This is a genomic window from Ruegeria sp. HU-ET01832 (assembly GCF_040371315.1).
Classification (GTDB): Bacteria; Pseudomonadota; Alphaproteobacteria; order Rhodobacterales; family Rhodobacteraceae; genus Ruegeria; species Ruegeria lacuscaerulensis_A.
In genome coordinates this window covers 839,346-864,208 of the sequence record NZ_BAABWL010000002.1, presented here as the reverse complement: position 1 = coordinate 864,208, position 24,863 = coordinate 839,346, and the positions used below count along the sequence as shown (strand labels likewise).

Genomic DNA, 24,863 nt, shown 5'->3' with positions numbered 1-24,863 from the left:
TCATCGCTCCCCTCAGTTCACGACCGTGACCGGCACATCGGCATGCATGACCAGATTCTGGGTCGAACTGCCGAACAGCCGTTTCTTGAACCCATCCGCCGAGGCGCGCCCGACGATGATTTGGGTGCCACCGTTTTCCACCGTGATAGCGTTCAGCGTTTCGGCCACGTCGCCGTGGCGCACGATGCCCTGGGCCGTGAACCCGCCTGAGGTCAAAGCATCAACCGCAGGCGTAACGATGCGCGAAGTCGCCAATGCAACTTCTTCTTCGCGCCGCTTGTGTCGCTGGGCGTTTTCTTCCGGTGTCTGAAAGGTAAAAGGGGACCATTCGATGACGTAAACCACAAGTAATTCACACGTTCCGATCCGCTCAGCCAGGTCTTTGGCAAAGGCGATCGCGCGCTCTCCGGTTTCTGTCCCGTCCAGTCCGATGACAATCTTGGTTGTCATGACGTTTCTCCAATATTGTTGATTATACCGGGGCCCGTGCCCCCGGGCGGGCAGCCGGAGTCTGGAACGAATTCAATAGACTACCCGTGAAAATCAGTATCCGAGAAAAACAGCGAAAAACAGAGGGCAAACTGCAGATTGCCCTCAAATTTCACCTATATATATGTTTTTAAAGTGTATATTTTGCTTATTTATTGAGCAATGCAGATCCTCAACCCGGATCTGTGTTGTAAATCAAACGCTCATCACAGGGCGCGATACGTAGGATATTGGTGGTGCCCGGCACATTAAACGGCACACCAGCAGTCACCACGATCTGATCAGTTTCAGCGGCAAAGCCCCCAGCACGAGCTGCACGGGCTGCATTCACAACCGCGCCCTTGAAACGCTCCAGCTCGGGCGTCATCACACAATGGCACCCCCAGCTCAGGCATAGTCGCCGCGCAGTGCCGGTGGCCGGGGTCATGGCGATAATCGGCACTTCGGGCCTTTCTCGGGCAGTCAGCAAAGCAGTAGTCCCGCTTTGGGTGAAGCAACAGATCGCCTTGATATCAGTCTTTTCTGCAATCTCGCGCGCAGCGGCAACGATCCCATCGGCGATCGTTGTCCCCTTGGCCGTACGAGACGAGGCAATAATCTGGCCATATGTTGGGTCCGCCTCGACCTCGATGGCGACCTTGTTCATTGTCTGCACGGCTTCGACCGGGTAAGAACCCGCAGCCGACTCGGCACTGAGCATTATAGCATCGGTGCCCTCATAGATCGCGGTTGCCACGTCCGAAACCTCGGCCCGCGTGGGCATTGGACTTTCAATCATGCTTTCCAGCATCTGCGTCGCGACAATCACCGGTTTGGCCGCGCCCCGGCACTTGCGCACCAGACGTTTCTGGATCGGCGGCACGGCCGAAACCGGCAGTTCAACCCCCAGATCGCCACGCGCCACCATGATACCGTCAGACGCATCCAGAATGTCGTCAAACGCCTCGACCGCGGCGGGCTTTTCAATCTTGGACAGGATCGCCGCCCGACCATCGGCCAGCGCGCGCGCCTCAAAAACGTCTTTGGCGCGCTGCACGAAGCTCAGCGCCAGCCAGTCGACACCCAATTGGCAAACAAATTCCAGATCGTCGCGGTCCTTGGCCGACAGGGCCGCCAACGGCAGCACGACATCAGGCACATTCACGCCTTTGCGGTTAGAGATCGTGCCACCCACCTCAACGGTACAATTGGCGAAATCCTGACCGCACTCCTGCACGATCAGGCGGATTTTACCGTCATTGACAAGCAGGCGTGCGCCGGGTTCCAACGCGGCGAAAATCTCGGGATGCGGCAGGCAAACGCGATTGATGTCCCCGGCCTCCGGGTCAAGGTCCAGCCGGAACGCCGCCCCCTCTTCCAATTCCTCAGAGTCGCTGGCAAAGACGCCGACACGCAGTTTCGGTCCCTGCAAATCGGCCAGAATGGCAATCGGGCTGTCCAGATCCTTTTCAACCTGACGGATAATCCGGTGCCGCTCGCGGATTTCATCATGACTACCGTGGCTCATGTTCAAGCGGAACACATCGGCCCCGGCCTCGTGCAGGGCTCGGATCATGTCATAGTCATTCGACGCCGGACCCAGCGTCGCCACGATTTTCACATTTCTCAGGCGTCGCATTGTTGGTGCTCTCCTCACGTATTCCCTGGGCGTCGCGCAAATGTTACCGCAAACATTGCTTCAAGCTGCTTATTGCGCAATTCCCTTTTATTAGCAACTGCCCTACACCTGCGACGAACCAGATGACAGGCTTATGACGTATTCTCCGTATTTTATCCACGGCGCAGATCGCCCTTCGCGTTGGCTGATCACATGTGACCACGCCACCAACACCGTCCCACACGACATCAACGGCGGAGACCTCGGCCTTCCGCGCGAGGATATGGAGCGTCATATCGCCTATGACGTGGGGGCGTACGAGGTCTCGAAACATCTTGGGGAAATCCTGAACGCGCCTGTGGTCGCGGCCAATTTCTCGCGTCTTGTGATCGACCCGAACCGGGGCGAGGATGACCCGACCCTGCTGATGAAGCTGTATGATGGGTCGATCATCCCCGGCAATCGTCACGCCGACGTGGCCGAGCGGGAACGGCGGCTGAACATGTGTTATCGCCCCTATCACAATGCTTTGGCCGAGCTGGCGGCCTTACCCCATGCGGTGATTGTGTCCATGCACTCCTTTACCCGACAGCTGCGGGGGCGCGACCCCCGCCCGTGGCATGTGGGCGTGCTGCACACCCCGGACGAGCGTTTTGCGCGCCCGCTGATCACCCGGTTGCAGGCAGAAGACGACCTGTGCGTCGGCGTAAACGAACCCTATACCGGTGTCCTGCCCGGAGATGCCATCGACAAGCACTGCACCGCCTTTGGTCGCCCCAATGCCCTGATCGAGCTGCGCAATGATCTGATCGCCGATCACGCTGGACAACGGGCTTGGGCGAAACGTTTGGCCGTTGTGCTACAGGACGCACTGGATACCAGCGACCTTTGATCACACGTCATTGTGAGGATACCACCTGATCCCCATATATTCGTCGAAAGGGGATCGCCATGACCCAGGAATTCGTAACCTCTGTGTTTGGTTGGATGGCCGCGCTCAACATCGCAGTACTGTTGTTCACAACATTAATGGTCCTGCTGCGGCAGGAGCAGATTGCGGGCATTCACAGCAAGTTATTCCAGATGGAGCGGTCGGAAGTGAAACGAGCGTATTTCCGGTATCTGGCCAACTACAAGGTCCTTACATTGATCTTTTGCATCGTACCTTGGCTGGCCTTGAAACTGGCCTGACATCCTGTTTGTTGAAACATCGCCTCCGGGCCGCTAGGTCAAGGACAACGATACTGTCATCCGGAGTCAGCACATGGACAAGCAAACCGAAATCGAACTTCAGGCCGCAGCCTTCCGCCGGTTGCAAAAGCACCTGACGGAAGACCGCACCGACGTGCAGAACATCGACATGATGAACCTGGCCGGGTTCTGCCGCAACTGCCTGTCGCGCTGGTATCAGGAAGCCGCAAACAAAAAAGGCATCGAGATGGGCAAGGACGAAGCCCGTCAGATTTTCTACGGCATGACCATGGATGAGTGGAAAGCCAATTATCAGACCGAAGCCAGCCCCGAAAAACAGGCCGCCTTCGAGGTCGCCTTTGACGAAAACGTCACCAAAAAAGGTTGAACGCTGAAATCAAAAAGGCCCGCCGGTTTGGCGGGCCTTTTCCTTAGATCGCCGCCTTGCGGCTTTCATCCAGATAAATCTCGCGTAGGCGTTTGGCAATCGCTCCCGGCGTACCATCGCCCAGCGCGACACCGTCAATCTCGACCACTGGCATAACAAAGGCGCTGGCCGAGGTGGTGAACGCTTCATCCGCCTCTTTCGCCTCATCGATCGTAAACAGGCGTTCTTCGACTTCCATCTGCGCCTCGGCAGCCATACGCAACACAGCCTTGCGGGTGATCCCGTGCAAGATGTCATTGGACAACGGGCGGGTCACGATCTTGCCGTCCTTTACGAAATAGGCGTTGTTGCTGGTGCCTTCAGTGACATAGCCATCCTCAATCATCCACGCATCATCGCATCCGGCGGCCTTGGCCATCATCTTGCCCATCGACGGGTACAGCAACTGCACTGTCTTGATATCACGGCGGCCCCAGCGAATGTCATCAATCGAGATGATCTTAGCGCCCTTATGCGCCGCCGGGCTGTCGGCCAATCCTGGCTTGTTCTGGGTGAACAGAACCAGCGTCGGTTTGGTATCGACCGAAGGGAACACGAAATCCCGGTCCCCGTCGCTGCCACGCGAGACCTGCAAGTAGATCAGACCTTCTTCGATCCCGTTCAGCTCGACCAGTTTGCGGTGAATAGCCAGGAGTTCATCCTTGCTGCATGGCTCGGCCATCTGCAGCTCGTCCAGCGAGCGTTTCAGACGCACAGCGTGGCCGTCAAAGTCGATCAGCTTGCCGTCCAGCACGCTGGTAACCTCATAAACGGCGTCGGCCATCAGGAAACCACGGTCAAAGATCGAGACCTTGGCCTCGGTCTCGGGCAGATACTCTCCGTTCACGTAAACGGTGCGGGTCATGTCACTCTCCTCAGCCCCAGAGCGCCGCTTTTGGCGGATGCACTCCGGCGTCATCAAAAATCAGCGGGTTGGTGCGGTCTTCGGCCAGAAGAAGCGGACCGTCAAGGTCCGTTACCATCGCACCCTGCGCCAACAAGGTCGCAGGGGCCATCGCAAGCGAGCTGCCAACCATGCAACCGACCATGACCTTATAGCCCTCGGCCAGCGCCTGCTGCCGCAGCGCCAGAGCCTCGGTCAGACCGCCGGTTTTGTCCAGCTTAATGTTGACCACATCATATTTGCCCTTGAGGCCGGGCAAGCTGCTGCGATCATGACAGGACTCGTCGGCGCACACGGGCACCGGACGCTCCATTCCGATCAACGCGTCATCTTCACCGGCAGGCAAGGGTTGCTCGACCAGAGCCACACCCAAACGCACCAGATGCGGGGCAAGGTCGGCATAAACAGCGGCCGACCAACCCTCATTCGCGTCGACGATGATCTGCGCCTTCGGCGCGCCCGCGCGCACAGCTTCAAGCCGGGGCATGTCGTCCGGCGTGCCCAGCTTGATCTTAAGAAGCGGGCGATGCGCATTGGCGGCGGCTTGCGCCTGCATCGCCTCGGGTGTGTCCAGCGACAGGGTATAGGCGGTGATTTCGGGGCTGGGCACCGGCAGACCAGCCAAGTCCCACGCCCGTTTGCCTGCACGCTTGCACTCCAGATCCCATAGCGCACAGTCCACGGCATTCCGTGCCGCCCCAGCAGGCAGCAGATCCATCAGGGATTGGCGAGTGAAGTCCGCAGGCAAGCCCGCGATCTCGGCCTCGACCGACTCCAGCGTTTCATCATAGCGCGCATAGGGCACGCATTCTCCCCAGCCCTGATGCGCGCCGTCCGAGACCCGAACGGTCAGCACCTTGGCCTCGGTCCGCGACCCGCGCGAGATGGTGAACACCTGCGCCAACCGAAACACATCCCGCGAAATGTCTATCCGCATCACACACCTTTCCCCAGCAGAGCGACCAAAATTTTTCGACGAAAAATCTTTGCCAGACCGTGTTATAGCGCCGCCAGCGCGTCAACCAGCTTACCCGCGCCAAAGCGGTACGGGTCAGTGGCGGGCAACCCTAACTCGGCCTCAACCTCGGCGATATAAGCGCGCGCGTCGTCTTCGCTCAGGTTCTGGGTGTTAATCGACACGCCGACAACCTGACAGGCCGGGTTGGCGATCCGCGCCAGTGGTAGTGCCGCGTCACGCAGATCCGGCAGCGACGGCAGGGAATATTCGGGCAAGCCGCGCATATGGGTCCGTGTGGGTTCGTGACACAGGATCAGCGCATCGGGCTGGCCGCCGTGGATCAGCGCCATGGTTACACCGGAATAGGACACATGATACAGTGACCCCTGCCCTTCGATGTGATCCCAGTGATCGGCGTCATTCTCTGGCGTCAGGTATTCGACCGCACCGGCCATGAAATCGGCCACGACCGCGTCCAGCGGAACCCCCTGCCCAGTGATCAGGATGCCCGTCTGCCCCGTGGCGCGGAAGGTGGATTTCATGCCCCGCTTGCGCATCTCGGCATCCATCGACATGGCGGTGTACATCTTACCCGCCGAACAATCGGTCCCGACGGCCAGACACCGCTTGCCGCTGCGCTTTTTACCATTGGCAATCGGATAGCCAACAGTCGGCACACGCACGTCGTGCAACGTGCAGCCATGGGTTTGCGCCGCGGCCACCAGATCGCCCTCATCGCGCAATAGGTTATGTAGGCCCGAAGCCAGATCAAACCCCATCTCAAGCGCCTCGATCAGCACTTTCTTCCACGCTGCACTGATCACACCGCCCCGGTTGGCAACGCCAATGACCAGCGTTTTCGCCCCGGCGGCTTTGGCCTCGGCCAGAGTCAGGTCGGTCATGCCCAGATCGGCCTTGCAACCCTCCATCCGGTACTGGCCCACGGCGTTCTCGGGACGCCAGTCCCGGATGCCGATGGCGACTTTCGCGGCCAACTGGTCGGGCGCATCGCCCAAAAACAACAGATACGGTGTCTCGATCATTGCGGTGCACTCCTTTGATTCCGACGCAGCCTAGTGGAGCCGGCAGGCGAGAGTTTCGCGAATTCCTTGGGCAACATGAGGCCGGTTGGGAAATTCTTGCACAGCTACCCAAAATTCCGCAAAAATCTTTCATGTTCTCAAACCGATTAAACTTTAACCACCGGGGACGCAGCGTATTTTAGTGAATGCTGCGAATGCAATGCCGCAACTGCACAAAGGCGCTTGCGCAGGCTTGCGCAATTTAATACCCAATGAGGCAAGAAAATCGTAATTTCCTTACTCGCACGAGGTCCAGATGAGCTTTCGCCTTCAACCCGCCGCCCCTGCCCGCCCCAACCGCTGTCAGCTGTTTGGCCCCGGATCGAACACCAAGCTGTTCCCGAAAATGGCGGCCTCGGCGGCCGATGTGATCAATCTGGACCTTGAGGATTCCGTCGCCCCCACCGACAAGGACGTGGCCCGTGCCAATGTGATCGAGGCGCTAAACACAATCGACTGGGGCGGCAAATACATGTCCGTCCGCATCAACAGCCTCGACACGCCCTACTGGTATCGCGACGTGGTTGATCTGCTGGAACAGGCCGGCGACCGTCTGGACCAAATCATGATACCTAAGGTGGGTTGTGCGGAGGACGTCTATGCCGTTGACGCGCTGGTCACGGCGATCGAGCGCGCCAAGGGCCGCACCAAGCCCATCAGCTTTGAGGTCATCATCGAATCCGCCGCTGGTATCGCCCATGTCGAAGCCATCGCGGCCTCCTCCCCGCGTCTGCAGGCCATGAGCCTTGGTGCAGCAGACTTTGCGGCCTCGATGGGGATGCAAACTACCGGCATCGGTGGCACGCAGGAAAACTATTACATGCTGCGCGAGGGCGAAAAGCACTGGTCCGATCCGTGGCACTGGGCGCAAGCCGCCATCGTTGCCGCCTGCCGCACCCATGGCGTGCTGCCGGTTGACGGCCCGTTCGGCGATTTCTCGGATGATGAGGGCTATATCGCACAGGCCAAGCGCTCGGCCACGCTTGGTATGGTGGGCAAATGGGCGATTCACCCCAAGCAGATCGCGCTGGCCAATCAGGTCTTCACCCCGTCGGACGAAGCGGTGTCCGAGGCGCGCGAGATCCTGGCGGCAATGGAACAGGCCAAGGCTAATGGCGAAGGCGCAACAGTCTACAAAGGGCGTCTGGTCGATATCGCCTCGATCAAACAGGCAGAGGTGATCGTGGCACAGGCCGAACTGATCGCCGCCAACGGTTAACGAAGCAAGGCGCCCCGCGGGGCGCCTTTTTCTTTACCGACCGAAGACGTCGTTGGGCGTCCATGTAAAACGCTCGCCCTTCTTGCCCGATTTCATCATCAGGCAGGATGTGCCATATTTCTGAAAATATGTGATCTTCAGCGGATACCACCCGGCTTGTGGCACTTCGACCTCGGTTCTCTGATTGGCTTCGCAGCCTTGCCGCCCATTGACATAGCCGATCTGCTGCCCCCCGACCCAAGCGTCGATACCGTCATTCGACCAAGTCTCAAGCTCATAGACACCGGGTGAGTCGAACTTGATATACCCAGTGACTTCGGCTGCGACGTTGAACGCCTCATTGAATGTCAAAACCGGATCGCCTTCGGTCGTATCACGATAATCCAAGCCACGCAGTGGTTTACCTGACTTGGCTTTCTTCAGAAGAAAACCAACTTTGGCCAAGTTTTGAATTTTGCGAGGAGGGTTCCCTTCCCATGCGTATTTCACATCCAATCCGGGTTTGGGATTAGGTTGCGGGTTTGCCGGTTGCAGTTTCAAGGGTGCAGCCAACGCACCCCCGGCGAAAATCGCCAAGGCAGCGGCAAGTGCTCCGGTTCGAACGAGATTCATTTTCTTCTCCCTGATACGGTCCCTTTGAGGTTATTCCCCATCTTGGTTGGGACATTTGTTCAACACTAGGACGTCGGAAATTACCCGGCAAGAGAGTTAACAATCACATTTTCGCAGTCATCCGCGCATGTCTTTGGGAGAACCCATCACCACGTATGACGTGATCGAGGTGACATGCGGCAGTGTTCCCAAAACGTCGGTGTGGAATGTTTTGTAGGCGGGCAGATCTTGGCACTCTACGCGCAACAGGTACTCGATCGTCCCGGTGATGTTGTGGCATTCAACCACTTCGGGCGCGTTTTGCAGTGCGCGTTCGAACCCTTCCTGCGCCGCTTTTGTATGCTCGCCCAGCCCCACACCGATATAGGCCACAAAGCCCACCCCTAACGCCGCAGGGTTCAACACTGCGCGGTAACCTGAAATTACGCCTGAGCGCTCCAGCTCCTGCACTCGGCGCAAACAAGCCGAGGGGGACAGGCCCACTCGGTCGGCCAATTCCAAGTTGCTGATACGGCCATCTCGGGTCAATTCGCGCAATATATGTTGGTTTATTTGATCTATCTTCGACATTTGTTGCTAAAAATAAAGACACGCGCACAATATTGCAATTTCATTTGCCGTTTTCTGGGCAATGCTGCGCGCCATGACCTACGACTTGCTTCTGGCCCTGATCATCTTTGCCTTTGTCTCTTCCATTACACCGGGACCGAACAACCTGATGCTGATGGCCTCGGGTGCAAATTTCGGGTTCCGCCGGTCAATCCCTCATATGCTTGGGATCGGACTGGGTTTCACTTTCATGGTTGTTTTAGTTGGGCTGGGTCTGGCGGCTGTCTTCGACCAATACCCAACCAGTTACACGGTGCTGAAAATCGCATCCGTAATCTATCTGCTATTCTTGGCCTGGAAAATCGCCAATGCCGCACCTTCAGGTCAAGCGGCCGAGGCTGGAACGCCCATGACGTTTCTGCAAGCTGCCGCATTTCAATGGGTTAATCCCAAAGCGTGGGCCATGGCCCTGACAGCGACCACGGCCTATTCACCGGGCCGCACGCCCGAGGCCATTTTGATCGTGGCTCTGGTCTTTGGCGCCGTCAATCTGCCATCGGTCAGCACATGGACGGTACTTGGGCAGCAAATGGCGCGAGTCCTCACGAACCCGCGCCGCTTGCTGGTTTTCAATTGGACCATGGCCACGCTGCTGGTTGCGTCCCTCTATCCGGTCCTTTGGCCTGCTTGATTTACTTGAGCGGCAGGCAGATTTCGGTAAGCAATTCATCGGGCGGCGTATCGCGTGGGTCGTTGAGGTAAATCTCATAGCAGGGTCGATCCGCAGGCTCTTCGCCTGAGTCCGGCAGCCAATTGCCGAACAGGCTGTGATAGGCGGCGTGAATACCGGAATACGGACCTTTGTAACGCAAGACAGCCGTCTTACCGCCGGGGATACTTAGGTCTTCCATCCCGTCCGGGGCCGCGTCTCCACGGTATTCCGCGCCTGCGTAGCTGCGCAGGTCCTGCTCGGGCACCTCGTCGGGGCTGTCTAGGTAAAGACCAATGACCGGGCCCATTTGAGGCCAAAGCTTGCGGGATTCGCACAACGCGCCGAAGGTTTCAAAACTCCTGCCGATCTCGGCATAGTTGCCGCGGTGCTTCAACGCGACAATCCGGCGGGCAGGTTCGGTACGGGTTTCAACGGGGTGCATCGGGTAGTCTCCTGCTTTGAAATATGGATGTGCTGGCAGGAACAGACCGGCCTTTCGAAAGGCTGCAGGGCTGATGCCATAGGCGTCAGAGAACGCCCGCTCGAAGGAGTTCAGGTTCGGATAACCAACGTCGTTGGCCAACTGCGCAACCGGCACGTCGGTCTGCACCAACCGGCTGGCGGCACGGTGCAAACGGATCCGACGCACTGCCTGCGCACAGGTTTCGCCCGTTATTGCCCGAAACACACGGTGCCAGTGAAATCTCGACATCGCCGCCACATCCGCAAGTGCATCCAAAGACAGATCCCCTGCGGGGTTGTCGTGGATATATTCAAGCACACGCAGGATGCGGGTTTCATAGCTGTTTGCCATCCGGTTTCGTCCTTCTTCCTTGCCCCCTCACACAAACATATTGCCGATCCACAAATCTTGCTGAGTTGCATCCCAGGCGACGTCAGGTCATATAGCAGGGAACTTCCGCGTTGAGAGGCGTCATGACCCAGTATCTGGATTTCGAAAAACCGCTGGCCGAGATCGAAGGCAAGGCCGAGGAACTGCGCGCGCTGGCCCGCGCCAACGAAGAAATGGACGTTGCCGAAGAAGCCGCCGCGCTGGATGCCAAAGCCGCCAAGCTGCTGGATGAGTTGTATGGCGATCTGACCCCGTGGCGCAAATGCCAGGTGGCGCGGCACCCCATGCGCCCTCATTGTCAGGACTATGTCAAAGAGCTGTTTACCGAGTTCACCCCTCTGGCCGGCGACCGCAATTTTGCCGACGATCTCGCGGTGATCGGCGGATTGGCGCGGCTCAACGATCAGCCCGTGATGGTGATCGGCCACGAAAAGGGATCAGACACCAAATCGCGGATCGAGCGCAATTTCGGCATGGCTCGCCCAGAAGGCTATCGCAAGGCCGTTCGCCTGATGGAAATGGCGGGACGTTTTGGCCTGCCGGTGATCACCCTGATCGACACGGCCGGGGCCTATCCCGGCAAAGGGGCCGAGGAACGCGGCCAGTCCGAGGCCATCGCGCGGTCAACCGAGATGTGCCTAAAGATCGGTGTGCCGCTGGTTTCCGTGATCATCGGAGAAGGAGGTTCCGGCGGTGCGGTTGCGTTCGCGACGGCTAACCGTGTCGCGATGCTGGAACATTCGGTCTACTCGGTGATCTCGCCCGAGGGCTGTGCCTCGATCCTGTGGAAAGATGCCGAAAAGATGCGCGAGGCCGCCGAGGCGTTGCGCCTGACCGCCCAAGACCTATACAAACTTGGCGTCTGCGACCGGATCATTACCGAGCCCAAGGGCGGGGCCCATCGCGATCCCTCGGCCACTGTTGATTCGGTGCGTGCTGCGATTGCCTCGATGCTGCAAGAGCTCGACGGCAAAGACCCGGCAGCCCTGATACGCGACCGCCGCCAGAAATTCCTGGATATCGGCTCGAAAGGTCTGGCAGCCTAAAGCGCCTAGCCGCCCAACCTGCGCAACAGCGCGACCGAGGGCTCTCCGGTCACCGGAAGGCCATTGGCGCTCTGATAGCCGCTGATGGCGGATTTAGTGTTGTTACCAATCACCCCATCCGCGCCTTGCGTGTCGTAACCCGCAGCGGTCAGACGGCGCTGCAGCTCTTTGCGGTCCTCCAGCGTCAGCCCGGTCGCATCCGGCCCGAACGAGGCCTGAAACGGCGCGCCCCCCGCGATCCGGTCAGACAGGTGTCCGACTCCAATCGCGTAGCTATCCGAGTTGTTGTACCGCTTGATCACCTGAAAATTGCGAAACACGGCAATGCGCGGCCCCGGCACCTGCGGCTGCAGCACCGCGACGGGTGTACCGGAAACCGTGCCGACCTCACCCCCCCAGGGCTGCCCACGCTTCCATCCCGAACGGGCCAGATAGGCCGCTGTCGACGCGAGCGAATCCGAGGGGTCTTCGGACCAGATGTCACGTCTGCCGTCGCCAGTATGATCCACGGCAAAGGCCAGATACGAGGTCGGGATAAATTGAGTATGCCCCATTGCACCGGCCCAACTGCCGGTCATCTTGTCCGGCGTCGTATCCCCCGCCTGAATGATCTGAAGCGCCGCGATCAGCTGTTTTTCGAAAAACGCACCGCGTCGCCCGTCATAGGCCAATGTAGACGTTGCCGAAACCACCGGCACATCCCCGCGCCGCGCGCCATATCGGCTCTCTAACCCCCAGACAGCGACGACAACCTCTTTGTCGACACCATATTGCGCCTCGATCTGCGACAGAGTTGCGGCGTGCCGAACCATCATCTGCTGGCCTGTCTCGATCCGCTCATCCGAGGCTGCGATAGCCAGATAATCCTCGAGCGAACGCTTGAACTCGACCTGATTGCGGTCACGTTCGATAACTCCGGGCAAATAGCCTGCCCCCTGGAACGCACGGTTTAGGGTTGTTTGCGAAATCCCCTGCGATGCGGCGCGAGTTTTGAAACCGGCTACCCAGGCGTCCCACCCGGCATTCGGAACCGGCCGCATCCGCGATGCAGGAGCTGTGGTTTGCGTGCCACCTGAACAGGCGGCCAAGAGGGTCGATCCAAGACCGACAGAAAATACCCGACGATTGATCATGATTGAAATCTGCTCTTGTTGTGGTTTGGGATCAGAGTAACCCAGACCACCCGTCCAAGCCAGAACTGCTGTATCGAAACAAACGCACGCGGCAATGTCGGCAAATCGCCGCTTAAGTTACCAGCATCCGCAGACCCTGCGTCACGTCCGAACGCACCGCCAGACGCAAACCGGGCTCATCCCCGGCCTTGAGCGCGGCGATGATCAGTTTGTGATAATGCGGGGGTTCTGTACGCCGCAGCCGCCCATAAAGCGCCCGCATGGTCGGCCCAAGTTGCAGCCACACAGTCTCGGCTATCGCCAGCATCGCTGGAGCCTGCGCCCTCAGGTACAAAGTGCGGTGGAATTCGAGATTTGTGCGGATATAGCCAACGGCATCGCGCTTGGTAACCATCTCGGCAACGGTCATGTTGATGCTCTGCAATCGGTCGATCAGGGCCATGTGCGCGCGCGGCAGGGCCCGGCTGGCAAGCTCGACCTCTAGCAGCGCGCGCAGAGCTGCAAGTTCCTCGATACGGTCATTGGTCAACTCTGGTGTCGACACCCGCCCGGATGAGGACAGGAACAAGGCGCCTTCGGCCGCAAGACGCCGCACAGCTTCGCGTGCGGGCGTCATGGACACCCCGAATTCTTTACCGATCCCACGCAGGGTCAACGCATGACCCGGAGCGATTTCCCCATGCATGATCCGCGCACGCAGGGTCCGATATACCCTGTCATGCGTAGCTGTCTGCGAGTCGGAAGAACGCGTGTTTAACATTTGACCATGTGATCACAAATTGATTTGGGGTCAACTCACAGGAGCGTCAAATCTGTACTGATGCAACTGCGCCCCGTTGTCGCGCAACCAACGCCGCTGTTCACGGTAGTCACCAAATATCCGTTCAACCTGAGCCCAGAACGCTCGGGAATGGTTCATCTCGACCAGATGGGCCACTTCATGTGCAGCGACATAGTGCAGAATTTCAGACGGCGCGAGGATCAGCCGCCATGAAAACATCAAACCACCAGCCGAGCTGCATGACCCCCAACGCGACCGCGTATCGCGAATAGTCAGGCCAGAGTAACTGCGCCCCAACATCGCCGCGTAGTCATCGCAGGCACCGGTCAACCGGTCGCGAGCGAGCTCTTTCAGAAACCGGGCCAAACGCTTTGCCTCGGCGCCCTCGGGCACGGCGATTTCGTCGCCTCTGAGAAGCACGCGCCGCCCTTCTGCTGGGACGATTCGCCGTTCGGTTCCTTCGACTGGCAACATCTGACCAAATTGCACCACCGCAGGATCCGGACGATCTTGCAGATGTTGGCGTATCCACTCTGCCTTGAGATGCGCAAACTTCAACGCCTCAGACTCGGGCACACCATCGGGGTAAGTTAGTGTAACACGTCCATCCAATTGGGAAATCCGCAGGCTGATCCGCCTGGCACGCGCTGATTTGCGCAGTGTCAGCCGCACACGGGGTGTGCCGGGCAGTGCGTGCTCTCCCATTGGTTATGTTCTCCTGTGCAAAGGCTTTGACAGTGCCCGCTGCATGTGGCACGTGACCTGAATCGTTATTACGACTCACCTGATATCAAGGGGATTTCACATGCCCAAGGAAGAATGGGGCGTTAAGCGCGTTTGCCCAACAACCGGCAAGCGGTTTTACGACCTGAACAAGGACCCGATCGTCAGCCCCTATACCGGCGAGATCGTTGAGCTGGACACCGGCAAAAGCCGGATGATTGCGGCTGACGCGGAAGATGCGGCCTCGGCCAAAGCGCGCGAGAATGCGTCGGACGAGGATATTGTTCTGGACGATGACGACAATGTCGACGTCGATCTGGACGATGACCTGCTGGATGATGATGACGACAACAATGATGACGTCTCTCTGGACGACATCAAAGACATGTCGTCTGAAGACGAAAACTAATACCGTTCAGAGGCGGCCCAGCGCCGCCTCGAACCTTCCGGGACGATGAGCGGAAAGATTTTGCCAGAATCCATTTTTGGACTTGCACTCGCTGCCGCCGTCTCATAAACGTCCGTCCACTGCTTCGGCAGTCCCTAGATGGGGCCTTAGCTCAGTTGGGAGAGCGCTTGCATGGCATGCAAGAGGTCAGGGGTTCGACTCCCCTAGGCTCCACCAAATCTCCATGATATGCTTTGAACTCAATAACTTCATGGTTTTCAATGGTTTTCCCGAGGGTCTGTTACATTGAGGTGTTACAGTGAGGACTCTTGAGAAGATGCCTGGACACCCCCGCCTGTATCGCCGTGGATCAACCTATTATCACCGTGCAGCCGTCCCGAAGGACATTGCTGACTCGTACGGCAAAGTCGAAGAAACCTTCTCTCTACGCACCAAAAACAGGGCTGAGGCTCTCGTTAGGGTCCGTATCGAAGCAGCCCGCATTGACCGCCTGTTTGAGGAACACCGGAGAGCGCTGAGCAGGCAACAGGAGAAGGATGCGGAAGCGCCTCTGGACGAACTGACCCTCATCCAGATAGCTCGAGCAAAGCAAGCCTACCTGCATCACCTCTTGGATGAGGACGAAGAGGCTCGGTTGGAAGGCTTCGAGGACCCAGACGATCCAGACGAACTCATCGCCTATGAACCACGCCCAACCTTTGAGGAATGGCAACAGGTCAACCAAGACATGAACGAGGTCAACCGAACCAACCTCGCTCGAGGCAAACGCGATAAGTTCTTCCGATCAGAGGCCGAGGAGATTCTTACGTGGGAAGGCATTGACCTGAAATTGGCCGAGGGTTCCCCAAGTTGGCCAAGGCTGATCAGGGCGCTCCAAGAGGCATCTGTGGAAGCCCATGAGGCGACGAAGGATAGAGACCTTGGCAACCCAGTTTCTACCCCGCCCTACCCCGAGGTTACCCCTCGCGGAACTGACGGTGACTCGGAGGGTCTTCTCCTGTCTGAGGCGGTAACGAGTTGGGAAGCGGAGAAGTCACGAGGCGCATGGTCACCCAAGGTACGCGATGATCATTTGGCTTGGATATCCGCCTTCAAGGAGATCGCAGGCGATAAAGCCCTCTCTCAGTACAACAAGGACGATGCTCGACGTTTCAAGGCAGTCCTGCTCAAGCTCCCAGCGAACTGGAAGAAGAAACCCGAGGTCAGAAACCTTTCGATCCTAGAGGCCGCCGATAAGGCCGCTGCGACAGGCATGCCACCGATGAGCAGTGCTACACTGAACAAAGCGTTACGAAGGGTCGGTGCCTTCTGGAATTGGGCTGAGGCGCACCATGACGGTATCAGAACCGGGTTGTTCAAAGGATTGACGATCAAGGAGACGGTCAACGCGCGTGAGCAACGCGACCCGTTCAGCACGGAACAGTTGTCCAAATTATTCAATAGCCCTCTGTACACTGGATGCCGGTCTGAGCGTTTCTGCGCGGAACCGGGGGATCACTCCATGCGTGGAACCGCGCGGTACTGGTTGCCGCTCCTCGGGTTGTTCACAGGGGCAAGGCTCAACGAACTCTGCCAGTTGAAAGTAAGTGATGTACGCGAAGAGGACGGGATCGTGTTCCTAGATATCACGGACGAAGCAGAGGATCAGAAGGTCAAGTCAGCGAGCGGAAGGCGGCGCATACCAGTTCACCGGCAACTTGTTGAGCTTGGGTTCCTTGAGTTCGTAGAAGAACGGCGGGATAGCGGTGAACGGCAACTCTTCTCTGAACTCAAGATAGATGCCTCCGGTTATCACTCAGGGGAGTTCTCGAAGTTCTTTAGTCGATACCTCGAGCGTATCGGTGTGAAAACAGAGAAGACATCATTCCACTCGTTTCGGCACAATTTTGAGGATGCATGCCGCAATGGCGGCGTTCTTCCGCACATTATGAACGCAATACAAGGTCACGCTGAGCTAGGCATGGCAGGGCGGTATGGCGATGGAGTTTATCGCTTGGGTCTCTTAAAGGACGCCATAGACAACATCCAATTTGCAGAGTTGGATGTTAGTCAGATCTAATGAAAGTTCATTTTCCGTTGCTTTGCAGGACAAACGAAACCGGCTACTCGCCTTCAAAGAAGCCCTTGGTCATTCGTCTAAATGCGTCTTGCACCCCGGCGCGGTCCGCTGCCTCGTCCGACAACCTTTTTGCGTAGTCGGGGTCAACTGGTGGAGTTTGCTCGACTAACGAGAGTCCTCCATTTTCGCCCTCCGGGAAGAATGTCCTCTCGCCAGATGCAATTTCATTAAACGTCGCTTCATGATCAAGACCAGATATGGTGAACTTACCGAAGTCAGGAGTGAAGGCGAACACCTGAGCGGAACCACGAATGCCCGGGTCCAAATCGTGCCAATCAAAATCGTTGGCTATTTCAGCTTTTATCAGTAGGCAGTCCTTTTCGGGAAAATAGATTGAGCGAAAATTGTGCTGCTGGTTGAAGTGCAATTTAGCCGCCACAAAATCGCCGAATATCTCGATTGATTGAATGAAATTCAGGCTGCTCGGCACTCGCTCGAACTTTCTCTGCGTCATGTGGTTCACGGCTGCAGCGTCCGTAAAGGAAACGTAGATACAAATGTCCTTTATCCGAATGAACATAGTGTCCGTGGTCCAGTGGTCTCGATAATCATACGAACCGTGGCTTTCCCAATCTTCGAGACGATAAATCTTCATTGACCCAATTACATCATCCGAGAAAGCTGTGTTGAAAAGCACTGAACGGGCAACGCAGAAGATATGATGGAAGTTTGGCCAAGCATACAAAGCACCAATAGGGGCGTCATGTTCACGTCGATCCACATTGTATCTAAGCGAAAAGTCTCTGAAATGGACTTTGTAGTAGATGAGGCAGAGCCATTGAAATAACAGCTTCGGGTTATCATCGGCGAAATCCCGAAATGCCTCAAATCCACGTTTGACTATGGGGCTGATCTGATCTTCGACATTGTTGGAGAGGTACGAATTACAATGCACACAACTGCGAACCTTGTATTTTGAATATCGCAAGTCTCGCCCGTTGGGGAGAGTAATGCTCATATTCGAAATGCCGGTGTATCTGAGCAGCCAATCGGGAATTACATGCTCATTGTTGAACTCAACCCCGTCAGGATAGCATCCACACAAGAAGCAGTTTTTTCCGTCGATTATGTTCTCGGAAAAGTCCGCAGTATGCACGTACACGAACTCGCCATCGCCTCGCAGAACGCTTTTGTTTGAAGTAAGGAAACACGAGCCGGAGCGCATCGGTCTCAGGAGTTCCAGATCGTAGCTATCAGGCATCTGGATTTGACACTGATACTCTGATTGCCTTTCAAGGTAGTCACGTATGCTCATGAAATCATTGCTCGTTTTTCGAAATCCTCGACCTTTGACTTACCTAAACAATCCGATAGGTTTCAATATCGAAACGACCGTCTGTCCAGGTAACCTCAGGCTATTTGGGCGGATTCCCATCCAGTGGTGCATTTGCCTGTTCAGAACGCCGTCAACACACCAAATCGTTTTTAGAAGAAAAATCTAAGTCTGTTTGACATCACCTGACCTTTCCTATCTCCCCCCATAGCCCCACTGCGATTACCCCAAGAGTTCATCAAGACCGGCCCGTACTGCAAGCCTACCTCGATTGTAACATCCACAACCTTCCTTGACGATTGCAACATAGCCGCCTATCTGCTTGAATTGAGCCATCAGAGGAAGGCCAATCAATGAAGCAGTACGTCACCTATCGACGTGTATCCACAACCGAACAGGGGCGCTCTGGGCTTGGCCTAGAGGCGCAGACACGGGACATAGACTTGTTCCTGGCTAACTACTCAGACGAACCCTTCGAGGTCATAGGACAGTTCACAGACGTACTGAGCGGGGCAGACAATGAGCGCCCGGAGCTAACCAACGCGATCACCTTAGCGAAGCAGACAGGGGCCGAGTTGCTGGTCGCCAAGTTGGACCGCCTGTCGCGCAAGGTATCCTTCATTGCAACGCTGATGGACGACAAGAAGCTGTCTTTGCGTGTCGCTTCGATGCCCCATGCCGACAAGTTCCAGCTACACGTCTATGCGGCTTTAGCGGAACAGGAACGCGAATTCATTTCCAAACGCACCAAGGCGGCGCTAGAGGCCGCAAAGGCCCGAGGTCAGAAGCTCGGCGGTATGCGTGATGCTACGATGAAGCGGAACGAAGTTGTGAGGGCCAACGCTGCCGCAAGGGCTGAGAAGGTGCGGGGCCTTGTGTTGCCTCTGAGAGACGCAGGGAGGTCACTGCGGGAGATCGCTTCGGAGCTTAATAAGGCTGGCGTGGCGACTGCTCGGGGCGGTGCTTGGAGTGCCGCTCAGGTGAAACGGATTATCGACAGATTGGAGGTGAACACTTAGTTCTCTTCTCGCATTGCGTGTGTTCTTGTCCTTTCAGTGCAGCGTTTTGTATCCGTAAACTAAGGGCAAGAAGCCACAGGTCTGTGGGCTAATTCCTCCCCACTGAGTAAACACTCGGAACGTCTCGACTGGAGATCTGCTGGCCGGGACCGGACTACCCGAAGGCCCTATGAAACAAGGGTTCTGAATTACAGCTCCCTCATGAAACAGAAGAAACGTAAGTTATACCTCTAGGTATCACCATCGGCTCAACGGGCGGCATAACCTCAGCATTCATTGTTGCTCAAACCAATTCTCCCTCCCCAATGAAGTAAGAGAAGAACCAGGAGTTATTTCGCTTTGTTTCATCCCAAGCACTACCTCAGGTTCACCCCCAGTATTTCCTCTGTGCTGATGATCGATGATGATCATCACCGGTAAGTAGTTCTCAAGGTACACCTCGTTTTAAATCAATGGGTTGGAATTACTGCCCCCTTATGAATAACAGATACCAAGAGATTTACCTCTAGTTACACGATCAGGTTCCTATCTAGGCTTCACAGTTCTCTGTCAGTGTACGTCCGGTGAATGTCCATCACCGGCAACCATCAATCCTAATCCCTATACCGCATCGATCTCGGTCCTTGGTCGATGCTGGTTCAGGTCTCACACGCACCCCTGTCTTGCCTGACGGGTCGATGTAGTGAGACCTATTACCGTTTCACTCAGTTCGTGTTGTCTTTGTGAGCTTGACACATGGACGGGCCGATGGGGGTCTCTGTTCCTTGGTGACTGTATCGCAGAGACCCCCGAATTATCCCAACGTACAACTTAGCGAGGCCACAATGATCACCTGTGCCTTAGCTACATGCGACAAGCCACTACCAGCCTACGAGTTCAGACAGCGCTTACCTCGGCAATGGGGCCTGTGTTCTCGCTGCCAATCGGTCGTCAGTAACCGAGGTGTTCCTCTCGGTGGCTATATGTCCGGTGGTGCGATCAACACAGTTGCTCGGTCGGTCTTAAAGAACATCAAGCCGACACCCTCAGAGATCGCCGAGGCCGTTCGGTTTGCCCGAGGCACACGCCATCGGGTCGGTGAATGGGATGATCGCCCAACGTACAGAATGGCTCCGCTGAAATACGGTCGAGCAAGGGCAAGGTTGCCGCATCTATTGGTCGGTAGACGGTATGAACCTAACCCGTCGGTGATCGGTAGGGCTTTCGTCCACTACACGCTCGCTCGGGAGTTCCTCGATACTGGTCATCGTTACAATGTCTTCCTTGCTGGTGGCACGTTCATGGGTCGCCAAGGTCTTTGCGTCCCTCCTGGCCAAAAGGATGCGGTATCTACCAGTGATGTTCGATACTCGAAATACCGCCTGAGCTACGCTGACTTCGCCATTGTCGGCACACACGCCCTACGCGCCGCTGAGAAGCTCGGCCTGCGTCGATCTGACCGAGACCTAACCGCATCCATCGTGACCGCGTACGTTCGTCTCCTAGCCTCTGGTGATGCACATCCACCGGTCTCCGTACCACTGCGCTCAATGCGTACCGACTTCCTCGGAGATAGCCTGTTCGATCACGTCTTGCCGAGGTCCTCGGCGATACCCCTGAGATACCACAAGGCAATCCGTCGTTCCTCTGGTCTGATCTCCGGTGAATGGCCCGAGGGCATCGACCCCGTGTCCGATCTGACACCCCGACCGTCACCCCTGCCAAAATCCAACGCAGTGCTGAAAGCACCCCGGATGCCAGACCCAAGCTGGTTGTTTGACACGTAAGGAACACCCAACATGCCCCCACCACAGCGTAGAGCAAAAACCAAGAAGCCACCCCGGCAGATGTACCTCAAGACCTGCAACGCGTGTGGTGTCGAGTTTGAAACCCACAAGCCAAAAGCATCGAGGTGCGACCGGTGCATCTCTAAGAACCGCAGGATCAACTACAAGTCCTGCATCTCGTGCGGTGTGAAGTTCCCGGCTCCGTTCGGCGATGAATACAACTGTCCTTCCTGTGCCGAAGCTCATGGGATTGGGCAGGCCGAACTCACCCCTAAACAACGCGAGACTATCAAGGCCGAAGAGACGCTCGCTCGATGGAAGAACAAGGTCGAGATACTCGAGGGAGAACTCGATGAACGCAGCAACGCAAAACCCCGAGGGACACGCAAGATGAGCAACAAAGTAAAGGAAAGCGCCGTCGGCGTGGCCTTCCTAGAACTATGCGCAAGGGACGGACAAGTCTCCGCGCTTTCGCAGATACACGAAAGAGACTTGGACGATGACACGAAGCTGCGTCTCATCCTTGCGTATTCCCGCATTCGACTTCGCGGATACTCGGTCGAGGCAATCTCGAAGCTCTGCCCGGTACACCTGATGAGCCTTGATGAAGGCAAAGCAATCGACGGCCTGCCCTTTGTCAAAAACCCACCAACACCGCAAGAGTTAGCCGAGATCGAACTCGGTCTTCGATAACCAACCCATTCCAAAGGACACAAGAAACATGGTTGAAAGAGTAACCCTCGGTGGCGGCGATGCCACCGCACAATCGATGCCATCCTCCAAATCATATGCTTCAAGCGCAGACTACGTAAGCGGGGGCGTAACCGTCCGCGACACCAAGAACACGCAGCGCGATGTTCACTCACAGGGCGATCTCAGAGACAGCGACGTGATCAACGTACAGGGCATGTCGATGAAGGTCGCGCAGGCCAAAGAACTTGGATTGCTCAACACCGTCTTTGACGAAGGTCTGTCGATTGGCGCGGCTCAAAGGGCAGCGCAGGAACAGGCGGCGGCAGTAGACGAGACGCCAGAGGAACCCACAGGCAGCGACACGGGTCATGCAGAGTTTGACAATGTCATCGACGGGCTGAACACCTCGCTTGATGACAGCATCATGACGATGGAAGAAGCCCAGACGTATGAAACAGCGTTCGGTCAGATTGCTATGTCCGGTATGTCCGTCGATGAGGTTACTGAAACCATGCGCGGTTTGGCTGAGGGTTCGGTATCGGAGCTAGACGTGGATGGTAGCACTCGCGCCATGTTCGCGAATGTCCAAAGCACAATTACCGACGCAGCAACACAGAGCGCAATGCAGGAACTTGGACAAGATGGCTTCGATTTCCTGAAACAGGCATCAGACACGCATCCCGGTGTTGATCGTTGCGTTCGCCAGTTTGCCGTGGATCGGGCAGCGGGTCGCGCGGACGGCATCACCTGGACCGAGTTCGCGCAGCACATCCGTGAGCAGCTTGGTCACTGATCTTCTGTCTCGGGACGAATGACAAGAGCATGACCAATCTATCAGACATGGTTTGGGACGTAGATATCACTCTGGTCCTGAACCGTATCCAGCCCCGCACCTGTGCCGACCCGGATTACTTCTATGCAACCGTCGACCTGATTGAAGACGGTCGTTCACCAACAGGGGCGGGGCGGTTGACGCTCAGTGAACTCGAAGCATGGGCAGAACGTGTGAATAAAGGAACCAAGGCCGATGCTCAGGATCAAGAGAGCCGACACCTACCTGAGGACAGCGATGTTCGCTACGTTGCCCCGCGAGAAGACCGCCGGCTTAGTTGTAAGGTACACCCATCATCCACCTGATCCACGCATCGACGCGGCAATCATTGATATCGAACACGCCAAGACCGGTCGCCTCGGGATTGACTGGCACTACTTGGTACAGTTCGATGGCACGCTCGAACTCTGTAGACACCCCCTGACGCGTGGCGCAGTCGGTCGCGACAATTTCACCCGAAGCCATATCCAGATCGGCGTAGTGGGGGGCCGAGACCGGGAGACCGGCAAGTTCTCTGAGACTCTCACGACTGCCCAGCGTGGCGCCCTTGAGGCTCTCTATCAGAAACTCGCGGATACACTCGGTGTCCCCCTCGAGATCGACGAGAGCCTCGAGAAATACACCCACAAACAACACGAACAAGATGAAGCTGCAGAGGCTGAACTCGAAGATCGCCTCGACCGAACCGAGGCACTGACAGTCGGCACACTCTGACACCCACCAATAACGACCCTCGACCCCCGAAAACACCTCCCGTGATCCATTGATTTTATTGGCTTTTCCAATGCCAAAATCGACCCTCCGCAGGGGTCGGTAGGTAAGTGTTGTTTCAGGGGTTTTGAGGCTTCCACAAAGGACTCCTCCAAATGGCCAACGCCATCACAATAGGTGACGCTAAACGTCACTACCAAAAACACACTCCGCTGCACGGCAGAACCCGCCAGCACAAGGCAGACCTCGACGCAATCGCGAAGGCATCCACCCCGATGCCCAAGGCCGAAAACCTGATCGTTAAACGCCGCGACGAGGTAATCGACCGGAAGATCGACGATATGCTCACGCGTCTTCAAGGCCGTCTTACCCGGCATCGCTACGATCAATCCGCAGTGATCGCCCTCGAGCATCTGACAGATGATCCACTCGATCCCCATACGCAACTACCGATCTGGCGGGACATGCTGCGCCGCTCGAAGGGAACGACCTTGCCAAAGATGGATTTCTATCGAGATGCCCGGTCGATCTTCCAGCAGCACTCATTGTTCAACCCAGCGGCTCAATGAGGCCGTTCAGATCAAAGGACCATGAAACCATGACATCCAAAACCAAGCCCACCCCGGGACCGCTTACCGATGACGCTGAGGTCTGGCAGCGCACTCTGTCTATTCTCGCAGGTATCAAGCAGGTTGCCAGTGAGGTACGCGCAGAAGCTCGCCAGATCGAAGCAGCTTATCCTGATCAGTGGATTAAACCCGGACATTGGGAACGGGCCGATTTAGTAAGCGCCCTTAACAACGCCCACATGGTCATGAGCGCCGAAGTTCGCGCGATTGCGCGTAGCCGTAACTTAGCCATGCCTGAGAGTTTGAGGTGACGATGGACAAATTCAAAACCTCAAATCAAAGGTTTCAAGCGGCTCAGGGTTAACTCCTTGGCCGCTCCTACTTGCGCCACATCAGCTACGGCTTTGGATGTACTGTCAGTTGTTCATTTTCCGAGCGGCCTGCTTCGCGTCGTATTGCTTCCACAGCCCCATGTGTCCGTTTTGCCGCGCGTTTGCCAGCCATAGCTTCCTTCGAGCGTCGGGCATTTCCATAGACCGGTACTGTCCACCGGAGAATTTTGGCCAGTCTATCGCTAAACCAAGTTTGACCATTTCAGCGGATAGATCACGACCATCCTCAAGGTAGCACTTTGCAACAGTCCGTCCGTGGGTGTCTTGCTCGGTCACTTCGGCCCTAATTTTTTGACCCTTGCAAAGCGAAACGAGCGCCCATTTCGCCTTCTTTCCATAGGGATGGTTCATCTCGGGAGCATCGACACCAAACAGACGAACCTGTGTTTTCTTAATGACCAGTGTATCGCCATCTACAACGTAGGCTGAACCCGATAGTATCGTGACGTCGGGTTTCGGGACTGTATGGTCTGGATCAAAACGCTCTGGCTGCGATGTGCGCTGCCGTTGGTTCGTGGTCAATCTAGGTTTCTCATGCCTACCTGACTGACTCGGCGGAGTAGTTGTATCGACTGGCCTGTTACTGCGAATTGCCAAATACGCAACAACAGCCAAAACCAAACCCAAAACTATCAAGATTTCCATGAGCTAGGTCTCCAAGAGTTAGGTCAATCAAGTTTTTCGCACTGGATCAGGATCGAACCAAGCACACGTCCGGGTTGATACGCTAGGGACACCTCATATTCACTCAGGGAGATGTGACTGATTTGTCCCGCTGAGCGAATTCACGCGTGTGACAACGAG

Annotated in this window: 29 protein-coding genes and 1 tRNA gene; 16 read left to right on the top strand and 14 right to left on the bottom strand. The window is 56.6% G+C overall.

All coding sequences use genetic code 11. The features are described 5' to 3' along the window. Positions 1–12 precede the first annotated feature (12 nt). Together ABWV79_RS09495 and pyk are read right to left on the bottom strand one after the other, a co-directional pair. A complete protein-coding gene (locus tag ABWV79_RS09495) occupies positions 13–450 on the bottom strand; it encodes a universal stress protein (protein ID WP_170356081.1) in 438 nt (145 codons plus the stop codon). 211 nt (positions 451–661) lie between these two features. Beyond that, on the bottom strand, positions 662–2,107 hold the full coding sequence (pyk, locus tag ABWV79_RS09490; RefSeq protein WP_353391583.1) for a pyruvate kinase: 1,446 nt from the start codon (positions 2,105–2,107) through the stop codon (positions 662–664). A 133-nt stretch (positions 2,108–2,240) separates the two neighbouring features. Between pyk and ABWV79_RS09485 the strand changes: the two genes are divergently transcribed. The 3 genes from ABWV79_RS09485 (at position 2,241) to ABWV79_RS09475 (ending at position 3,665) form a co-directional block, all read left to right on the top strand. Next, on the top strand, positions 2,241–2,978 hold the full coding sequence (locus tag ABWV79_RS09485) for an N-formylglutamate amidohydrolase (protein WP_353391581.1): 738 nt from the start codon (positions 2,241–2,243) through the stop codon (positions 2,976–2,978). 59 nt (positions 2,979–3,037) lie between these two features. Beyond that, entirely contained in the window at positions 3,038–3,277 is a 240-nt protein-coding gene (locus ABWV79_RS09480; RefSeq protein ID WP_353391579.1) for a DUF6868 family protein, read from the top strand. A 73-nt stretch (positions 3,278–3,350) separates the two neighbouring features. Further along, complete coding sequence (locus tag ABWV79_RS09475) at positions 3,351–3,665, top strand: DUF1244 domain-containing protein (RefSeq protein WP_353391578.1); 315 nt, start codon at positions 3,351–3,353, stop codon at positions 3,663–3,665. A gap of 43 nt (positions 3,666–3,708) precedes the next feature. On the opposite strand, the gene ABWV79_RS09470 is transcribed toward ABWV79_RS09475, so the two are convergent. From ABWV79_RS09470 to dgcN, 3 genes are all read right to left on the bottom strand, one after another. Continuing rightward, entirely contained in the window at positions 3,709–4,569 is an 861-nt protein-coding gene (locus tag ABWV79_RS09470; protein ID WP_353391576.1) for a D-amino-acid transaminase, read from the bottom strand. Positions 4,570–4,579: 10 nt separating this feature from the next. Next, complete coding sequence (dgcA, locus tag ABWV79_RS09465) at positions 4,580–5,545, bottom strand: N-acetyl-D-Glu racemase DgcA (RefSeq protein ID WP_353391574.1); 966 nt, start codon at positions 5,543–5,545, stop codon at positions 4,580–4,582. Positions 5,546–5,607: 62 nt separating this feature from the next. Continuing rightward, the gene (gene dgcN / locus ABWV79_RS09460; protein ID WP_170787116.1) at positions 5,608–6,609 is read right to left on the bottom strand and encodes an N-acetyltransferase DgcN; all 1,002 of its coding nucleotides are present in this window, start codon (positions 6,607–6,609) and stop codon (positions 5,608–5,610) included. Between the two features lie 295 nt (positions 6,610–6,904). Here dgcN and ABWV79_RS09455 point away from each other — a divergent pair, with 295 nt between their 5' ends. After that, positions 6,905–7,867 (top strand): L-malyl-CoA/beta-methylmalyl-CoA lyase, encoded by a 963-nt coding sequence (locus tag ABWV79_RS09455; protein WP_170754941.1) that lies wholly within the window; start codon positions 6,905–6,907, stop codon positions 7,865–7,867. A gap of 33 nt (positions 7,868–7,900) precedes the next feature. On the opposite strand, the gene ABWV79_RS09450 is transcribed toward ABWV79_RS09455, so the two are convergent. Next, positions 7,901–8,479 (bottom strand): PA14 domain-containing protein, encoded by a 579-nt coding sequence (locus ABWV79_RS09450; protein WP_170754939.1) that lies wholly within the window; start codon positions 8,477–8,479, stop codon positions 7,901–7,903. 117 nt (positions 8,480–8,596) lie between these two features. Next, positions 8,597–9,049: an Lrp/AsnC family transcriptional regulator gene (locus ABWV79_RS09445; protein ID WP_353391571.1), complete on the bottom strand. Its 453-nt coding sequence runs from the start codon at positions 9,047–9,049 to the stop codon at positions 8,597–8,599. Between the two features lie 73 nt (positions 9,050–9,122). Between ABWV79_RS09445 and ABWV79_RS09440 the strand changes: the two genes are divergently transcribed. After that, positions 9,123–9,719, top strand: coding sequence for a LysE family translocator (locus tag ABWV79_RS09440; protein ID WP_353391569.1), 597 nt, complete (start codon positions 9,123–9,125; stop codon positions 9,717–9,719). Position 9,720: 1 nt separating this feature from the next. On the opposite strand, the gene ABWV79_RS09435 is transcribed toward ABWV79_RS09440, so the two are convergent. Next, positions 9,721–10,554, bottom strand: a complete 834-nt coding sequence (locus ABWV79_RS09435; protein WP_353391568.1) for an AraC family transcriptional regulator — start codon at positions 10,552–10,554, stop codon at positions 9,721–9,723. 122 nt (positions 10,555–10,676) lie between these two features. On the opposite strand from ABWV79_RS09435, the gene ABWV79_RS09430 reads away from it, so the two are divergent. Beyond that, positions 10,677–11,639: an acetyl-CoA carboxylase carboxyltransferase subunit alpha gene (locus ABWV79_RS09430; RefSeq protein WP_353391567.1), complete on the top strand. Its 963-nt coding sequence runs from the start codon at positions 10,677–10,679 to the stop codon at positions 11,637–11,639. Positions 11,640–11,644: 5 nt separating this feature from the next. Here the strand turns inward: ABWV79_RS09430 and ABWV79_RS09425 are convergent, their stop codons facing one another. From ABWV79_RS09425 to ABWV79_RS09415, 3 genes are all read right to left on the bottom strand, one after another. Next, positions 11,645–12,772, bottom strand: coding sequence for a lytic murein transglycosylase (locus ABWV79_RS09425; RefSeq protein WP_353391565.1), 1,128 nt, complete (start codon positions 12,770–12,772; stop codon positions 11,645–11,647). 112 nt (positions 12,773–12,884) lie between these two features. Continuing rightward, the gene (locus ABWV79_RS09420; protein ID WP_353391563.1) at positions 12,885–13,532 is read right to left on the bottom strand and encodes a GntR family transcriptional regulator; all 648 of its coding nucleotides are present in this window, start codon (positions 13,530–13,532) and stop codon (positions 12,885–12,887) included. Between the two features lie 30 nt (positions 13,533–13,562). Continuing rightward, a complete protein-coding gene (locus ABWV79_RS09415; protein ID WP_353391561.1) occupies positions 13,563–14,258 on the bottom strand; it encodes a M48 family metallopeptidase in 696 nt (231 codons plus the stop codon). Positions 14,259–14,358: 100 nt separating this feature from the next. On the opposite strand from ABWV79_RS09415, the gene ABWV79_RS09410 reads away from it, so the two are divergent. The 3 genes from ABWV79_RS09410 to ABWV79_RS09400 all read left to right on the top strand — a co-directional run bounded on the left by ABWV79_RS09410 (position 14,359) and on the right by ABWV79_RS09400 (position 16,744). After that, complete coding sequence (locus tag ABWV79_RS09410) at positions 14,359–14,685, top strand: TIGR02300 family protein (protein WP_170356065.1); 327 nt, start codon at positions 14,359–14,361, stop codon at positions 14,683–14,685. A gap of 140 nt (positions 14,686–14,825) precedes the next feature. Next, positions 14,826–14,901 (top strand) — tRNA-Ala (locus ABWV79_RS09405). A gap of 82 nt (positions 14,902–14,983) precedes the next feature. Beyond that, positions 14,984–16,744 carry a DUF6538 domain-containing protein gene (locus ABWV79_RS09400; protein WP_353391559.1) on the top strand — a complete coding sequence of 587 codons (1,761 nt, stop codon included), beginning with the start codon at positions 14,984–14,986 and terminating at the stop codon, positions 16,742–16,744. A 43-nt stretch (positions 16,745–16,787) separates the two neighbouring features. Here ABWV79_RS09400 and ABWV79_RS09395 read toward each other — a convergent pair whose 3' ends face one another. Beyond that, complete coding sequence (locus ABWV79_RS09395; protein WP_353391558.1) at positions 16,788–18,059, bottom strand: hypothetical protein; 1,272 nt, start codon at positions 18,057–18,059, stop codon at positions 16,788–16,790. A gap of 371 nt (positions 18,060–18,430) precedes the next feature. Here ABWV79_RS09395 and ABWV79_RS09390 point away from each other — a divergent pair, with 371 nt between their 5' ends. The 5 genes from ABWV79_RS09390 to ABWV79_RS09370 all read left to right on the top strand — a co-directional run bounded on the left by ABWV79_RS09390 (position 18,431) and on the right by ABWV79_RS09370 (position 22,692). Continuing rightward, a complete protein-coding gene (locus tag ABWV79_RS09390; protein ID WP_353391556.1) occupies positions 18,431–19,096 on the top strand; it encodes a recombinase family protein in 666 nt (221 codons plus the stop codon). Between the two features lie 962 nt (positions 19,097–20,058). After that, the gene (locus tag ABWV79_RS09385) at positions 20,059–20,862 is read left to right on the top strand and encodes a hypothetical protein (RefSeq protein ID WP_353391554.1); all 804 of its coding nucleotides are present in this window, start codon (positions 20,059–20,061) and stop codon (positions 20,860–20,862) included. A 12-nt stretch (positions 20,863–20,874) separates the two neighbouring features. Then, positions 20,875–21,555: a hypothetical protein gene (locus ABWV79_RS09380; RefSeq protein WP_353391553.1), complete on the top strand. Its 681-nt coding sequence runs from the start codon at positions 20,875–20,877 to the stop codon at positions 21,553–21,555. Positions 21,556–21,583: 28 nt separating this feature from the next. Then, a complete protein-coding gene (locus ABWV79_RS09375) occupies positions 21,584–22,348 on the top strand; it encodes a hypothetical protein (RefSeq protein ID WP_353391551.1) in 765 nt (254 codons plus the stop codon). 29 nt (positions 22,349–22,377) lie between these two features. Further along, positions 22,378–22,692: a hypothetical protein gene (locus ABWV79_RS09370; protein ID WP_353391549.1), complete on the top strand. Its 315-nt coding sequence runs from the start codon at positions 22,378–22,380 to the stop codon at positions 22,690–22,692. Here ABWV79_RS09370 and ABWV79_RS09365 read toward each other — a convergent pair. Next, a complete protein-coding gene (locus tag ABWV79_RS09365) occupies positions 22,661–23,104 on the bottom strand; it encodes a hypothetical protein (protein WP_353391547.1) in 444 nt (147 codons plus the stop codon). The two genes, ABWV79_RS09370 and ABWV79_RS09365, sit on opposite strands and share 32 nt — an antisense overlap. Before the next feature lie 149 nt (positions 23,105–23,253). Between ABWV79_RS09365 and ABWV79_RS09360 the strand changes: the two genes are divergently transcribed. Then, positions 23,254–23,667, top strand: a complete 414-nt coding sequence (locus ABWV79_RS09360) for a hypothetical protein (RefSeq protein WP_353391546.1) — start codon at positions 23,254–23,256, stop codon at positions 23,665–23,667. 29 nt (positions 23,668–23,696) lie between these two features. Continuing rightward, on the top strand, positions 23,697–23,978 hold the full coding sequence (locus ABWV79_RS09355; protein WP_353391544.1) for a hypothetical protein: 282 nt from the start codon (positions 23,697–23,699) through the stop codon (positions 23,976–23,978). A 105-nt stretch (positions 23,979–24,083) separates the two neighbouring features. On the opposite strand, the gene ABWV79_RS09350 is transcribed toward ABWV79_RS09355, so the two are convergent. Then, on the bottom strand, positions 24,084–24,704 hold the full coding sequence (locus tag ABWV79_RS09350) for a thermonuclease family protein (RefSeq protein ID WP_353391542.1): 621 nt from the start codon (positions 24,702–24,704) through the stop codon (positions 24,084–24,086). Positions 24,705–24,863 lie beyond the last annotated feature (159 nt).